Below are 16,176 nucleotides of genomic sequence, written 5' to 3' on the forward strand. Positions count from 1 at the left end.
ATTCACTAGCAGAGGATTTTCTTATTCATTTAAAAAGAGTTGAGAATTTTTTAAAACCAGTTCACGTACAAAAGCGTATTTTTTTAAGGATTTGAGTTCTTCTGGGTGGGTGATAAAGGTGATTACATAGCCCTCACGCCCCATTCGTCCTGTACGACCGGCGCGGTGGGTATAGGTCTCCACATCACGAGGAATATCGTAGTTAATCACACACTCAAGATGTTCAATATCGATGCCACGAGCGACCAAATCGGTAGCCAGCAATAGGGTTAGCTGATGGTCTTTGAAGCGCTCCAAAATGACCTTGCGGTATTTGACATTGACATCACTGGCCAGCGATACAGCTTCGACACCCCGGTATTGTAGTTTTTCTTCAGCACTACCCAGATCAGATAGGCTGTTGAAAAAAGCCAGACCACGAAAATCTTCGACGTAGGCGAGTTTGCGGAGCAATTCGACCTTGTCCCGCTTATCCACTTGCATATAAAAATGTTGGATATTGTCTAAAGAAACTCCATCAACCGTAATGCGAAGAGTATTTTCTTCTAGCTGGTCTGGATCGACCTTGGATGTGGCGCTCATATAGATATATTGGTGGTCACGGGGAGCATAGTGGCTGATCTTGTCGACGAAGTGGTACTGAGAATCGCTCAGTAATTGGTCGAATTCATCTAAAATGATGGTTTCTACATTCATCATTTTGATCTTTTTCAGCTTGATCAGTTCAAAGATCCGACCAGGCGTCCCAACTAGGATTTCAGGTCCTTTTTTGAGACGTTCAATCTGTCGTTTTTGACTGGATCCTGAAAGGAAGAGTTGTGTCTGGAGACCGAGAGGCTCTGCCCATTGTTTGGTGACATCAAAAATTTGTCCTGCTAACTCTGTGTTAGGAGCCAAAATCAAGAGTTGTTGGGCCTTCTTCGGTTTGAGTTTGAGCAAGCTCGGAAAGAGGTAGGCGAGTGTCTTACCAGTACCGGTAGGACTGATCCCGAGGACATTTTCTCCTTCATAGATAGGGAAGAAGATCTGTTCCTGAATTTCAGTGAATGTATCAAATCCGAGTGTTTCTAACTGGTCTTTCCAGCTTTGTGGAAATTGTTCTTTCATTCTTTTTCATCCTTAAATTGTATTCCAGCGCTTTGACGCATCTGGTAGAGGGTTTCATGGACCTGCTCAGCTGTTTGTAGCCATTCAAGATAAGCAGCTGGCTTTTGATGAGCGATGGCAAGGGCAAAGGCTTCCGCCTCTTCTGGCATTTGGTGTGGGCAGGGCTGGATCGGAAGGTCGATGACCTCTCCAGAATAGCTGACGAAGCGAGCCTGGTTGATGGCTGCTACAGCATTGAGAGTTAGTGTTCCAGTCTTGGTGTAGATTTCAGCAGGTAGATTGCTGGTGATATTTTTCCCTGCCTGAATAGCAACCTGAAAATCTGGATAAATCAAGACACCTTGACCATAGAGATCAACCGAATTGGGTAATTGCTGAGCGCAATAGTGACTGGAGATCGGTTTTCCAAAGAAGCCAATCGCCAAGTAGAGGCAGTAGACTCCCAGATCCATCAAGGCTCCGCCTGCATAGACATCTGAGAAAATATTGGGCATCTCACCTGCAAGAAGGGCCGGCAATTTGGAAGAATATTTGGCAAAGGTGAAGTTAGCGCCTAGTATTTCCTGGTTAGAGAGGAAGTTTTTAACTACTTGAAAGGCTGCTTCTTGGTAATTTCTGGCAGCTTCAAAGAGATAGACCTGGTGCTCATTAGCGAGTTTGGTCAATTCCTTCCATTCAGAAGGGTTTGTCACAGCCGGTTTTTCAATGATGACATGCTTCTTGGCCAGAATAGCAAGCTTGGCCTGAGCGAAGTGAAGAGAATTAGGGCTGGCAATGTAGACCACATCCAGATCACTGTCTAAGAAGTCGATGACATCCGTGTAGCAAGAGATCGCCCCATAAGGCTCACAAAACTCTTGAGCTGTCTTCATCTTTCTCGAATACACAGCCTGCAAGTGATAGTGGCCTGTCTGATGAGCAGCTGTAATAAATTCATGTGAAATCCAACTCGTACCAATAATTTCCAGCTTTAACATAAGGTGTCCTTCCGTAATCGATTCACTCTATTATACCATGAAAAGGGGGAGGGGCAGGGTGAAAAATATAGGACAACTTTTGAAATTATTCATAAAATATGGGATAATTGTATTAATGTTATTGAATGAGGAAAAAATAATGAAACTAAAGATTTTAGTAACGGGTGGTGCTGGCTTTATTGGTTCCCATACTATTATCGAATTGACCAAAGCAGGTCATGAAGTAGTGGTGGTAGATAACTTTGTGAATAGTAGTAAAAAAAGTATCCAAGAAGTTGAAAAGATTATTGGTAAATCTATTACATTATACGATATAGATGTTCGAGACAAAGAGAAGTTATTGGAAGTATTCGTAAAAGAACAACCTACAGGGGTGATTCACTTTGCTGCATTGAAAGCCGTTGGAGAATCGGTTCAAATCCCTCTCACATATTATGAAAACAATATAACCGGAACATTGACCTTGCTTCGAGTTATGGAAGAAGTCCAGTGTAAAAACATTATTTTTAGCTCGTCAGCGACTGTTTACGGTGATCCACATACTGTCCCTATCTTAGAGGATTTTCCGCTATCAGTAACCAATCCATATGGAAGAACAAAGTTGATGATTGAAGAGATGCTTCAAGATATATACAAGGCAGATTCTTCATGGAACATCGTATTATTACGCTATTTCAATCCAATTGGTGCTCATGAAAGTGGTGATATCGGTGAAAATCCAAATGGAATCCCAAATAATCTTTTACCTTATGTAACACAGGTAGCTGTTGGAAAGCTAGAATATGTTAATGTGTTTGGAAACGATTATCCAACTCCAGATGGAACTGGAGTCCGCGACTATATCCATGTGGTTGATTTAGCAAAGGGACACGTGGCGGCATTAAGGAAACTTGAAAAAGATTCAGGATTAAATATCTATAACTTAGGTACCGGTAGAGGATACTCTGTTCTTGAAATCATTCAAAATATGGAAGAAGTGGTAGGAAAAACAATTCCTTATAAGATTGTTGAAAGACGTGCTGGAGATATTGCAACCTGTTACGCAGATCCATCGAAAGCAAATGAGGAGTTAGGTTGGAAAGCTCAATATGATATTCATCGCATGTGCCAAGATGCCTGGAGATGGCAAAGCAAACATCCAAATGGATTTGAATAATAACTAAGTTTAACGAATTGCTTGATATTTATAACTAATATCGAGCTTTTTTATGCTTACAACAATTGTTATTGATGGTATAAAGTTCTGAGATTAGTGGATAAAATATTTTGGTTATTGTATAATGGATAAAAAAGAATTTTAATGGAGGAAGAAGGATATTGAAATCCTCAGATTTATTGATTATTATACCTGCATATAATGAGGAAGGTTCGATTCAGTCAGTAGTAAATAATATTATTCAAAATTATTCTCAGTATGATTATGTGATTATCAATGACGGTTCAAGAGATCAAACCTCAGAAATTTGTCATAACAATGGCTATAATATTATTGATTTACCAGTCAATCTTGGACTAGCTGGAGCATTTCAAACTGGATTATTGTATGCTTACCAATACGGTTATGAAAAAGCAGTTCAATTTGATGCAGATGGTCAGCATCTTCCAGAGTATATTGCTGCTTTAGAAGAAGAAATTGATAAAGGAAATAAAATGGTGATTGGTTCTCGATTTGTAACAGATAAAAGACCAAATTCATTTCGTATGTTAGGGAATACCCTTATTAGTTTTGCTATTAAATTAACAACTGGTAAAACGATCAATGATCCAACATCTGGAATGAGAATGTTTTCTAAAGATTTAATACAAGTTTTTGCGAGAAATATTAACTATGGTCCTGAACCAGATACTGTTTCTTATTTATTAAGAAATGGTGTTCCAATTTCAGAAGTTCAAGTTCGAATGGAAGAGAGACAAGCAGGAGAAAGCTATCTAACGTTTTCACGTTCCATTAAGTACATGATTCATATGTTCGTATCTATTTTATTCATTCAGAATTTTAGGGAGAGAGGAAAATAGAATGTCAATCTGGTTTCAAGTTGTATTAGTGTTTGTTTCATTGGGAACATGCGGCTTCATCCTTCAGAATATTAGAAAATCTCGTGTACAAATTAATGACGCTTTGTTTTGGATCTTCTTCTCATTAATTTTATTAGTTTTTAGTATTTTTCCAAAGTTAGCAGAGTTTATTGCAGCATCCTTAGGGATTGCATCTGCTGTTAATTTTATTTTTCTTTTTATTATTTTCTTGCTATTGATGAATCAGTTTCAGTTAACTGTACGAGTGTCAAAATTAGATACCAAATTTAAAAATCTTGTTCAAGTCATTGCTTTAAACAAGAATGAGGAGAAAGATGAATAACACTCCTTCTCAAAAAAGTATTTACATATGGAATCTGCTAGGGAATTTTGCAGCAGCAGCAGTTTCTGTTTTATATTTATTAATCGTATCTAGAATGCAAACAAGTGAGGTGGCAGATCAATTTAGTCTAGCTACCTCAATTGGTAATTTATGGATTATTATCGGACAATTTCAAGTTCGAAATTACCAAGCTACAGATGTCAAATCAAGTCACCCTTTTTCAGCATACTATTTTACAAGATTGCTGACTGTTACCATGATGGTGATTAGTTTATTTCCATATTTATGGACAATAAACTATGATTTTACGAATAATTCTGTGATGATTATTACTTGGATTATTGTGTATCGTGTAGCAGATGCTTTTTCTGACTTATTTCAAGGCTATTTTCAACAGCATGGTCGTTTAGATATTGCTGGGAAGGCCATGGTTTATCGATATGCTTTAAGTGTGCTCATTCTTCTATTTGGACTCTTGTTGTCTCATTCTATGGTTCTAACCTTATTGGCCCTAGCTCTCTTTAATTTATTTTTTGTATTTAGTTATGATTATGCTCATTTCAAATTATTTGACAAGCTAAGTTTTAGGAATATTTTTTCAAGAAATACGATAGATGAATCCTTTAAAATTATTAGAGTTTGCTTTTCTTTGTTTATTTACGGGTTTTTATTAACACTCGTTTTTAATGAGGCAAAATTATCAATTTCTGGCGCATATGCAAAAGGAATAGTGGAGGCTGGTGCTCAAAGGGATTACAATATTCTGTTTATGCCAGTATTTTTTATGAGCCTGTGTATTTTAGTGGTAAGACCACTCATTACACAAATGGCCGAATTGTGGCAGAGGAAAAAATTTCAGGTATTTTACAAAATGTTTTTAAAAATCCTGCTTCTTACTCTCTCAATAGGCATAGTTATTACTTTTTTAACTTATTTAATAGGTGTCAACGTATTAAGTTTGATATTTGGATTGGATTTATTGAAGTATAAGTTGGAATTGACTATTCTTGTCCTTTCTGGTGTTCTATATTCTTTTTCGATTATACTTGAGAATATACTAATTATCATGAGGAAACACTATTATTTATTGTCTGTGTATATCCTGATGTTTATCGTTACTAAAATGATTACAACTGAGTTAGTTAATAAGTACCAGATTATGGGAGCTTCTATTAGTTTTTGTATTGCAATGATAGTATATGCAATTGGAAGTTTAACAATTTTTAGTATCATAAAATTCAGAAGGAAATAGAAAATGAAAAGAGATATTATTTTTGTCACTCATCATCTAGGTGGAATCGGTGGCGTTCAGAGGGTTGTGGATCAGCTGGCTACACGATTTGCTGAAGATGGGAATAAGGTGACTGTTGTCGGCTGTGCTATCCAATCACAGGAAAAGTATGTAAAGGTACAGGAGAAATATCAAGAAATTTTATTATACCAGGAAGATATTTTTTTTGAAAAACCGTGGTTATTTTTAAAAGAGAAGTTTTTCTCAAAAAAATTAGATACGATTTTATCAGATTTATTAGCAAAATCTGAAAATCCAATGGTCATCTTGGCAAACCCAATTGTTTATCTCCTGATGGAAAAAAGTTTGAAGAAATTCTCTAATCATGCTTTCTTCATTGGACAAATGCATTCTTCTGCTGATTTTGTATTAGAATGCAAAGGAATCTACAAAGTTTATCCATATATTATTAAAAATAAGTATCCGAAATTGGATTGTATCATGTTCTTATCAGATTCCTATTCAGAGTTAATCAGTCAGCATTATAAGATTCCATTGGAAAAATTTGTTGCGATTACAAATCCACTACCAAGATATATAGAAGCATCAGAAAATGATTATCAAGAGAAGTCAAAGATTATTTCATTTGTTGGTAGATTAGATCCTGTTAAGCAAATTGATCATCAAATTCAGGCCTTTGCACAAGTAGCTGATGAATTTCCGGATGTGAGTTTTAATATATACGGATCTGGAAATTTGAAGGAAACTCTCCAATTACTTATTGATCAATTAGGAATGACAAAACGTATTACCTTAAAAGGGAAAACGACTCAGGTTAAGGAAGTTTACCAAAAATCTTTGTTTACGTTATTAACTTCTAAATCGGAAGCTTTTGGTATGTCGGTTGTAGAGTCAATGGTTTTAGGAACTCCAGTATTAACTTATAACTGTTCGCAAGGAGTTGCTGATCTGCAATCTGCTACCCCCGAAATGCTTTTTAATCCAAGTGTTGGAGAATTGACGAATAAAATGAGGTATTTTCTAACGAATCCTGAGATACTAGAGGGGATTGGAAGAAGAGGACAGGACTATGTTATAGGAAATTATGCAGAGGATGTTATCGTTCAAAAGTGGTATGCTTTGTTTAAGAAGTTAGAGGATAAAAAAGGTATTACATGACAGATTATATTTCAAAAAAAGGTTTAAATTTCTTTCACAATATTTGGCAAAAGAAGTTTTATATTTTGCTCATCTGGTTTGTGATGTTTGGTACGTATTTCTATTTCGATGGTCCTTTTAAAAATGCACCAATCAAAACGTTCCTTATCATTGGGGGAATTTTCACATTTCTATCACTAGTAAATATGAAGTTATACAATAAAATCTTCTCAATAATCTTATTTACAGGACTAGTATTTTGTGTCTATACTCCAAATATGGATAGTCCAGATGAAAACTTCCATTATTCTAGGGCCTTATATATAAGTGATGGTCACTTATATTTGCCATCTTCGGTTGAGGAAATGAAGGTGTCATCTGATATATCTGAGGTTGAAGGAGAATTTAAAAAGCCTCTATTACAAACGGAACTTGAAGATAAACAAGTTTCTGATAAAAAAGTTGTTTATTCTAATTTAGGGAATACAAATGGCTATTCTTTTGTTAGTTACTTACCACAAACCTTAGGGATTATCCTTGCTCGTATCCTACATTTAAGTGTATTTGCTTCGATTTTTCTAGGGAGATTTTTCAATCTACTTGTTTTTGCCTTACTGGTTCGATTAGCTGTTAAGAAATCAGGAGATAAGCAATTATTCTTTTCCTTACTGGCGATTATTCCTATTAATATTTATATTGCTGCATCGTTTAATCAGGATGCATTTGCTAATGGTCTCATCTTTTTAGTTATTGGTCTATTTTTATCCTATTTTGAAAAAGATAAAGTTAGTAATAGAGATATACTCTCCTATAGTCTCCTATGTATTTTAATAGCTTTTTCCAAATTGCCTTATGTGTTATTGATCTGTTTATTAGCTTTTTTACCAAAAGAGAAACTCAATAAAAAACAATATCTTCTAATTGCTGGTTCTATTCTTATGGTAGCTCTAACCAGTGTAATTTGGTTGAAGGTGACAAGTGGGATTAATGCAACGGTTGTGCATCCGAATCCAGCAGTTAATCCAATGAAAAAGATTATATTTACCTTGCATCATTTTTCTGACTTCACGAGAATGATGATTAAAGAAGTTGTGAATTTTATTCCATTTAAATTACAATCATTATTTACTTTTGGTTGGTTGACTTATGATGCGAAAGCTTTTATGTGGTTTTATTTGATATTCATCTCAGTTACATTAGTTGTACTTCCAAATGGAAAACCACTAAAAAATTTTGCGAAGTTTGGGGTAGTTCTCGTCTCAATGGGGATTGTTTTTGGAATTCTAATGACAGCCTATCTAATGTGGGGTGAGGTTGCTGATATTTCTATTAAAGGTATTCAGGGGAGATATTTTGCAGGAATTTTTATACTCCTTGGTTGTATAACTAATTTTTCAAGAAGACTGTTTTGGAATCAGAATAGAACAGAACCGCTTGAATACAATCAGAATGAAGTAGAATATACATTTAGTTACATTGCTACCTTGTTTATTCTTGTCTCAATCATTGCAACTATTAGTCAATACTATTAACTTCATGTTTCAGCATACAATTAAGTTATATACTAGGGAAAATCAAAGCTTTTTGTTACAATAAAAAGTGAATAAATCAAGGAGTAAGAGATGACCATATCAGTTGTAGTCCCATGTTTTAACGAAGAAGAATCAATTCCATTGTTTTATAAAGAGATGGAACGTGTTCGGATGGAGATGGGAGAAAAGTTTGAGTATATTTTTATAAATGATGGCTCTTCAGATGGTACGCTATCCGTTCTTCGAAAGCTACATGTTACAGATTCAAATGTGCACTACCTTTCTTTTTCTCGAAATTTCGGGAAAGAGGCTGCACTATATGCTGGGCTTGAAGCTGCTAGTGGTGAATACGTGACCGTCATGGATGTGGATCTGCAGGATCCTCCGGAGTTATTGATTGAAATGAAGCAGAAGTTGGAGGAACAGCCGGATTTAGACTGTGTCGGAACGAGACGCGTAACCCGTGATGGGGAACCACCGATTCGTTCTTTCTTTGCACAGATGTTTTATAAATTGATCAATCATATTAGCCAAGTGGAAATGGTTGATGGTGCGCGTGATTTTCGTTTGATGCGCCGACCTATGGTCGATGCTATTATAGAGTTATCGGAGTACAATCGTTTTTCAAAAGGGATTTTTGTCTGGGTAGGATTTGAAACAGAATATCTAGAATATAAAAATATAGAGCGCGTGGCAGGAGAAACATCTTGGAATTTTTGGTCCCTCTTTAAATACTCCATTGAAGGGATTGTCAATTTTTCAGATGCTCCCCTAAATATTGCCTTTTTTGGTGGACTTTTATCTTGGATATTGGCTTTTATTATGATGATTCTAATTGTGATCCGTACCTTAGTCATTGGGGATCCCACTTCTGGATGGCCATCCCTCATGACAGTAATTCTTTTTTTGGGAGGGTTTCAATTACTAACCATTGGAATTTTAGGGAAATATATCGGTAAGATCTTCATGGAGACTAAGAAACGTCCAATCTATGTCATCAAAGAGAAAAGTGAGTAAAAAGCAGAAAACTTCTGCTTTTTTTGCTATAATGATAGGGATAAAGCAATTGAAAGGAAAGTACCATGATTTTAATTACAGGTGCAAATGGTCAACTTGGAACGGAGCTTCGCCATTTACTAGATGAACGAAATGAAGAATATGTAGCTGTTGATGTTGCTGAAATGGACATCACAAATGCGGAGAAAGTAGACGAGGTATTTGCGGAAGTAAAACCAACCTTGGTATATCACTGTGCTGCCTACACAGCTGTTGATGCTGCAGAAGATGAAGGAAAAGAGTTGGACTATGCCATCAACGTGACGGGTACAGAAAATGTAGTAAAAGCATCTGAAAAGCATGGTGCAACCTTGGTCTATATCTCAACCGACTACGTTTTTGATGGGAATAAACCAGTGGGACAAGAATGGGAAGTAGACGATCAACCAGATCCTCAAACAGAGTACGGTCGTACCAAACGTATGGGGGAAGAATTAGTTGAGAAGTATGTGTCTAACTTTTATATCATCCGTACAGCTTGGGTCTTTGGAAACTACGGTAAGAACTTTGTCTTCACCATGCAGAACTTAGCCAAGACTCACAAAACACTTACAGTTGTTAATGACCAACATGGTCGTCCGACCTGGACCCGTACTCTTGCAGAGTTTATGACTTATTTGGCTGAAAACCGTAAGGAATATGGTTATTACCACCTTTCAAATGATGCAGCAGAAGATACAACTTGGTATGACTTTGCAGTTGAGATCCTCAAAGATACGGATGTAGAAGTGAAGCCGGTGGATTCCAGCCAATTCCCTGCTAAAGCGAAACGTCCACTTAACTCCACAATGAGTTTGGCAAAAGCGAAAGCTACAGGATTCGTTATTCCAACCTGGAAGGATGCCTTGAAAGAATTTTATAAACAAGAAGTGAAATAAGATCAAATAGAAGCGGCCCTTGAGGGTCGCTTTTCTGTTTGGATTAGGCAAAAAGCCTAGAAAATGGTATAATTGAATAGACTGTGAATGATTTGAAAGGGAACTCTATGCAACATGTTTTTATTATCGGAAGTCGTGGACTTCCGGCTCAATATGGCGGTTTTGAGACTTTTGTGGACCAATTGGTTTCGCATCAAGTGTCTCCAGATATCCAGTACCATGTTGCCTGCCTTTCTAATGATCAAGCTTATCAACATTTTGACTACCAGGGTGTCGATTGTTTTACCATTAACCCCCCTAAGCTTGGGCCTGCGCGTGTCATTGCCTATGATATGATGGCCATCAACTATGCTTTGAAGCTTATTAAGAAACAAGGAATTGAACAGCCGATTTTTTACGTCTTGGGCAATACAATCGGAGCCTTTGTGGCGCCTTTTGCGCGCAAGATCCATAAGATAGGCGGACGATTTTATATCAACCCAGATGGACTGGAGTGGAAGCGGGCCAAGTGGGCCAAGCCGATCCAAGCCTATCTCAAGTATTCTGAAAAGATCATGACGCGACATGCTGACTTGGTAATTTCTGACAACCCGGGTATTGAGTCTTATATCAAGGAAGCCTATTCTTGGTCCAAGACCACCTATATTGCCTACGGAACGGACTTGTCTCCGACCAGCCTAAACAGTCAGGATAATAAGGTCCGAGAATTCTATCAGAAGTGGCAGACACAAGAGAAGAATTATTACCTAATTTTGGGTCGCTTTGTCCCAGAAAATAATTACGAGACTGCCATTCGTGAATTTATGGCCTCTTCCACCAAACGCGATTTAGTGATCATTTGTAACAATGAAGGTAATCCCTATTTTGAAGAGTTACGAACTCGGACTGGATTTGATCAGGATCCGCGCGTCAAGTTCGTAGGAACGGTCTATGATCAAGACCTGTTGAAGTATATCCGTAAAGAAACCTTTGCCTATATCCATGGTCATGAAGTGGGCGGAACCAATCCTGGTCTTTTAGAGGCTCTCGCTCAGACGGATCTGAATTTAGTTTTGGGAGTCTCCTTTAACCAAACGGTTGCCAAGGACACAGCTCAATATTGGACTAAAGAAACTGGGAATTTGGCGCATTTGATTAACCAGGTCGATTCTTTAGAAGATGTATCTGAATGGGGTCAACGAGCCAAAGCCAATATGAAGCAAAACTTTACCTGGGAAAAAATTGTAGGTGAGTACGAGGAATTATTCTTATCATGAAAGTAAATATTTTGTTGTCCACCTATAATGGTGAACAGTATCTAAAAGATCAGGTCAAAAGTATCAAAGGCCAGACTTATCAAGACTGGCAACTCTTGATCCGAGATGATGGGTCAACAGACGGTACGGTGGAGATCATTCAAGAGTTGGTGGCCCAGGATGAGCGCATTCGCTTTATTAACCAGGAGGCTATCGAAAATCTGGGTGTCATCAAGAGTTTTCACACACTCTTAAAATATGAAAAAGCTGATTTTTATTGCTTTAGTGACCAAGATGATGTCTGGCTTCCTGAAAAGATTGCCCTACAAGTGGAAGAAGCAGAGAAACATCCGCAAGAGGAGCCTTTGCTGGTCTACACAGATTTAAAAGTGGTCGATGAAAACTTGAATGTTCAACATGAGAGCATGATTCGCACACAGTCTGATCATGCCAATACAGAACTCATTCAAGAGCTGACAGAAAATACGGTAACTGGCGGTGTAGCCATGATTAATCACGCGTTGGCGGAGTTATGGACGGGTCAAGAAAAACATGCCCTCCTTATGCATGATTGGTATTTGGCCTTGTTGGCAACGGCCTTTGGGAAGTTGATCTATATCGATCAGCCGACAGAATTGTACCGGCAGCACAGTAGCAACGTTCTGGGTGCTCGCACCCTCAGAAAACGGGTTAAAAACTGGGTTCGCCCTCATATTCTGTTTGCTAAGTATTGGAAGCTCATCGAGTCCAGTCAAGAACAAGCAAAAAATTTATTGGATCTACCTGTCAGTTCCCAAACTAATGAAATTATTGAAAACTTTGTCACCATTATGGACGTTCCACTAAAAGAACGTCTGAGACGTATTCGTCAGTATGGTTACCGTAAGAACCGGGCTTTTCACACCTTTGTGTTTACCAGCTTGATTCTGACAAAGTTTGCATATCGAGGTAAAAAATAATGTTTGACGTTTTTAGTCAGAAAAATCGAATTTTATTACGAGAGTTAATTAAAACGGACTTTAAATTACGCTACCAAGGATCAGCAATTGGTTATCTTTGGTCGATTTTAAAGCCCTTGATGACCTTTACGATCATGTATATTGTCTTCATCCGATTCTTACGTTTGGGTGGAGATGTGCCCCATTTCCCAGTTGCCCTCTTGTTGGCCAATGTAATCTGGGGATTCTTCTCAGAAGCAACATCCATGGGGATGGTGTCGATCGTTAGTCGAGGCGACCTATTGCGGAAGTTGAATTTCTCCAAACATATCATTGTCTTGTCAGCGATTTCAGGAGCAGCCATCAACTTTGTCATTAACCTTGTAGTGGTCTTGATTTTTTCATTCTTTAATGGGGTGACATTTTCTTGGACAGCTTTGATGGTGATTCCGCTGTTCTTTGAGTTATTCTTGATGGCAACAGGGTGCGCTTTGATCTTAGCGACATTTTTTGTTCGTTTCCGCGATCTTGGACAAGTCTGGGAAGTACTCTTGCAAGCCGGCTTGTATGCGACGCCAATTATCTATCCGATAACCTTTATTGCAGACCGCAATCCATGGGCCGCTAAGTTGGTCATGATGAATCCCTTGGCTCAGATTATTCAAGACATGCGTTACTTCTTGATTGATAAGGCCAATACTCCTGTATGGCTTTTGGTGGAAAATAAGTTCTTGGTTTTGATTCCTTATGTTTTACCAATTCTTATTTTTGTTGCTGGCTTTGCTTACTTTAACAAACATGCTAAGAAATTTGCGGAGATTCTCTAATGACAGATAAACAAATTGCAGTAAAAGTAGACCATGTCAGCAAGTACTTTAAGTTGCCAACAGAGGCGACCAATAGTCTTCGAACTGCCCTGGTCAATCGCTTCAAAGGAATCAAAGGCTATAAAGAACAACATGTGCTTAAGGATATTTCTTTTGAAGTAGAAAAAGGAGACTTTTTCGGGATCCTCGGAAGAAATGGTTCTGGAAAATCGACTCTCTTGAAAATTATTTCTGAAATCTATGTGCCAGAAAAAGGCACCGTCACCATCGATGGGAAACTGGTGTCTTTTATTGAGCTTGGAGTGGGCTTTAACCCAGAACTGACCGGTCGGGAAAATGTCTACATGAATGGGGCTATGCTGGGCTTCTCAACAGCTGAAATTGATGCCATGTACGATGATATCGTAGATTTTGCCGAGTTGCATGAATTCATGAACCAAAAGCTTAAGAACTACTCATCAGGGATGCAGGTTCGCTTAGCCTTTTCAGTTGCCATTAAGGCCCAAGGAGATATCTTGATTTTGGACGAGGTCCTAGCAGTAGGAGATGAGGCCTTCCAGCGCAAGTGTAATGATTACTTCCAAGAACGCAAGAAATCAGGGAAGACCACGATCCTGGTTACCCATGATATGGGAGCTGTCAAGAAATATTGTAACAAGGCTGTTTTAATTGAAAATGGTTTGGTGAAGGCAATTGGTGATCCTTTTGACGTTTCTGATCAATATAGTTTTGACAATTTGGAATCGAACTCCCATCATAATGGAAATGAAGATGAGGGCTTGGTTACAACGGAAGTTGAAGGTTTCACAGCTAGATTGCTTTCTCCTAAGAAAGTAACTCCTGATGATGAGGTGGTGATTGAGTTTTCATTTAATCTATTAGATGAGTCTGTTAATCCTCATATAGCCTTTTCATTTGTTGATATTTCTACTGGAAATGGACTGTATAACGATAATTCCATGGATATTCCATTATCTGGCATTGGTCCCAAAAAAGTTACCTATAAATGTAAGTTACCGTACTTTAATCATGTGAAGTTAAGACTAGTAGCATTTTTAAGAGATGAAAATCAAGAAAACTTAGCAATATTATCGACAACGAACCCTCCTATCTTTTCAATTGATCGGGTTGTGGATCGAACAAATCGTTCGGAGTTGGATTCTTCTACCGGATTGTTAATTCGTCAAGGCAAGTGGGAATAATTTCTTTGGTATAGGCTATGAAAATTTTATTTGTTTCTCCTGTTGGAGCCATGTTTAGTGGAGCAGAAGTAGCGATTGTGAACTTAATGAAATTGTTGGTTCAGCAAGGTCACGAAGTTTACAATGTGATACCGGATAATGCTCCGCACATTGATAAAGACTATCTCCGTCATATGGATATAACTGGAATTAAACTATTTCAGTTAAAAACGAATCAGTGGTGGTGGCCTGAGTCTAAAACGCTAGATATTTTGGATTTAGAAATTCAAGCTTCTCAACAAAAGAATATTGAGGAAGTAAGAGAAATCATCCAGAATGAACAGATCGAACTGGTTATTTCGAATACAGTCAATGTGTTTCAGGGTGCTATTGCAGCTGCATGTGAAAAGGTCAGACATTTTTATATTATTCATGAATTTCCTTTTGGTGAGTTCGGTTATTATAAGGAATTAATTCCTTTAATCGATGATTTGTCTGATAAAATTTTTGTAGTAGAAGGGGAATTGTACCAGACTCTAACGAATTATTTTACGACTGATAAATTGATTCCGTTTATCCCCTATACAGAAGTTCAAGAGCGACCTCTCAAGAATTCTACTATTTCTCGTTTTGTATCCATTGGTGGGATTAATGAACGGAAAAATCAGCTTGAGTTGCTCACTGCTTATAATCAGTTAAATCGGAAAGATATTGAACTGGTCTTTATCGGAGGATGGGATGAGCAGTACAAAAAGTTGATGGATGACTATATTCAAACTCATCATCTAGATCATGTAACTTTTGTTGGTTTTCACTCAGATCCATGGTCTTTGGTGACAGAGAAAGATATCCTCGTCTTGCCTGCTAAATTAGAAACATTTTCTTTAGTATTTGTGGAATCAGTTTTAAATGGTGTTCCGGCAATTATTTCTGATAATTTAGGTCATTTGTCTTCGAGTAGATTTTTAGAATCTGGGAATTTATATCCACTAGGAGAAAGAGATCTGCTAAGTCAACAAATGGCTACAGTGATTGAGAATTTTGATAGCTTTAAAGAAAAACAATTACTGGATCAAGAACTCGCTCGAAAGAAATATAATCTTAAGACGATCTATGCTGTTTTTAAAGATAACATTGAAGTAGAAACGCCAATTTGTAACCAAAAGCTTTCCTCTAAGTATGCTCGATTTTTGGGGATGAAATTCAATAATCGTGATCTCGAAGTGATTGGTAAATCTCAAGTGGTGATTTCAGCTTCACACGATGGACTCCACTCAGCCTACCATGAAATAACAAAAGAGAGAATGGAAAATAAGGGCTCTATTATCTTCCAGCTTGAAAAGGAAAAGAGTCTAAAAATATTACTTTCAGAATTTTCGGGATCCTATAATAAATTGTCATTGATTGCATTGGAGGATCAAAGAGAAATTCCTCTTGTAACTTCAAACGGAATTGATTTCGAGGATGTTCTGGTTTTCTTTAATACCCATCCACATATTCTGTTTGATCTTTCGAATAGTTCGGGTAATCAATTTCAATTCTCCTATGAAAAAGAAAGTGACGAAGAATTTTGCAGACACCTATTCAACTTACATGAGAATCATAAAAAATTATCTCATGAATACAATTCCGTCATCCATTCTCGCCGTTGGACCATTCCAACAAAAATCTTGAAATTCTTTAGAATAAGGAAATAA

The 16,176-nt window shown here is 37.5% G+C and carries 15 protein-coding genes; 13 read left to right on the forward strand and 2 right to left on the reverse strand.

All coding sequences use genetic code 11. The annotated features are described in order from the left end of the window. Positions 1-21: 21 nt before the first annotated feature. Together O3642_RS02875 and O3642_RS02880 are read right to left on the reverse strand one after the other, a co-directional pair. Positions 22-1,107 (reverse strand): DEAD/DEAH box helicase, encoded by a 1,086-nt coding sequence (locus O3642_RS02875; protein WP_155171612.1) that lies wholly within the window; start codon positions 1,105-1,107, stop codon positions 22-24. After that, positions 1,104-2,084, reverse strand: a complete 981-nt coding sequence (locus tag O3642_RS02880) for a Gfo/Idh/MocA family protein (protein ID WP_371605355.1) — start codon at positions 2,082-2,084, stop codon at positions 1,104-1,106. The genes O3642_RS02875 and O3642_RS02880 overlap by 4 nt, the downstream gene beginning before the upstream one ends. Before the next feature lie 139 nt (positions 2,085-2,223). On the opposite strand from O3642_RS02880, the gene galE reads away from it, so the two are divergent. The 13 genes from galE to O3642_RS02945 all read left to right on the forward strand — a co-directional run bounded on the left by galE (position 2,224) and on the right by O3642_RS02945 (position 16,176). Continuing rightward, positions 2,224-3,240: a UDP-glucose 4-epimerase GalE gene (gene galE / locus O3642_RS02885; RefSeq protein ID WP_371605389.1), complete on the forward strand. Its 1,017-nt coding sequence runs from the start codon at positions 2,224-2,226 to the stop codon at positions 3,238-3,240. Between the two features lie 161 nt (positions 3,241-3,401). Beyond that, a complete protein-coding gene (locus tag O3642_RS02890; protein WP_003012036.1) occupies positions 3,402-4,100 on the forward strand; it encodes a glycosyltransferase family 2 protein in 699 nt (232 codons plus the stop codon). A gap of 1 nt (position 4,101) precedes the next feature. Further along, positions 4,102-4,443, forward strand: a complete 342-nt coding sequence (locus tag O3642_RS02895; RefSeq protein ID WP_003011836.1) for a DUF2304 domain-containing protein — start codon at positions 4,102-4,104, stop codon at positions 4,441-4,443. Then, positions 4,436-5,695, forward strand: a complete 1,260-nt coding sequence (locus tag O3642_RS02900) for a lipopolysaccharide biosynthesis protein (protein ID WP_155125729.1) — start codon at positions 4,436-4,438, stop codon at positions 5,693-5,695. Before O3642_RS02895 ends, O3642_RS02900 begins: the two co-directional genes overlap by 8 nt. Positions 5,696-5,698: 3 nt before the next feature. Next, the gene (locus O3642_RS02905) at positions 5,699-6,853 is read left to right on the forward strand and encodes a glycosyltransferase (RefSeq protein ID WP_155125731.1); all 1,155 of its coding nucleotides are present in this window, start codon (positions 5,699-5,701) and stop codon (positions 6,851-6,853) included. Continuing rightward, positions 6,850-8,364 carry a DUF2142 domain-containing protein gene (locus O3642_RS02910; RefSeq protein WP_371605356.1) on the forward strand — a complete coding sequence of 505 codons (1,515 nt, stop codon included), beginning with the start codon at positions 6,850-6,852 and terminating at the stop codon, positions 8,362-8,364. Before O3642_RS02905 ends, O3642_RS02910 begins: the two co-directional genes overlap by 4 nt. Before the next feature lie 90 nt (positions 8,365-8,454). Next, positions 8,455-9,381 carry a glycosyltransferase family 2 protein gene (locus O3642_RS02915; protein ID WP_155171618.1) on the forward strand — a complete coding sequence of 309 codons (927 nt, stop codon included), beginning with the start codon at positions 8,455-8,457 and terminating at the stop codon, positions 9,379-9,381. Positions 9,382-9,446: 65 nt separating this feature from the next. Then, the gene (rfbD, locus tag O3642_RS02920) at positions 9,447-10,298 is read left to right on the forward strand and encodes a dTDP-4-dehydrorhamnose reductase (protein ID WP_155171619.1); all 852 of its coding nucleotides are present in this window, start codon (positions 9,447-9,449) and stop codon (positions 10,296-10,298) included. A 107-nt stretch (positions 10,299-10,405) separates the two neighbouring features. Then, a complete protein-coding gene (cps2T, locus tag O3642_RS02925) occupies positions 10,406-11,554 on the forward strand; it encodes a beta 1-4 rhamnosyltransferase Cps2T (protein ID WP_155171621.1) in 1,149 nt (382 codons plus the stop codon). Beyond that, a complete protein-coding gene (locus tag O3642_RS02930; protein WP_155171623.1) occupies positions 11,551-12,492 on the forward strand; it encodes a glycosyltransferase family 2 protein in 942 nt (313 codons plus the stop codon). The genes cps2T and O3642_RS02930 overlap by 4 nt, the downstream gene beginning before the upstream one ends. Further along, entirely contained in the window at positions 12,492-13,298 is an 807-nt protein-coding gene (locus O3642_RS02935; RefSeq protein WP_003003247.1) for an ABC transporter permease, read from the forward strand. The genes O3642_RS02930 and O3642_RS02935 overlap by 1 nt, the downstream gene beginning before the upstream one ends. Further along, positions 13,298-14,500, forward strand: a complete 1,203-nt coding sequence (locus O3642_RS02940; protein WP_151379021.1) for an ABC transporter ATP-binding protein — start codon at positions 13,298-13,300, stop codon at positions 14,498-14,500. Before O3642_RS02935 ends, O3642_RS02940 begins: the two co-directional genes overlap by 1 nt. Positions 14,501-14,517: 17 nt before the next feature. Beyond that, positions 14,518-16,176: a glycosyltransferase family 4 protein gene (locus O3642_RS02945; RefSeq protein ID WP_155171625.1), complete on the forward strand. Its 1,659-nt coding sequence runs from the start codon at positions 14,518-14,520 to the stop codon at positions 16,174-16,176.

Origin of the sequence: Streptococcus sp. 27098_8_66, from assembly GCF_041431945.1 — a bacterium.
Lineage (GTDB): Bacteria > Bacillota > Bacilli > Lactobacillales > Streptococcaceae > Streptococcus > Streptococcus dentalis.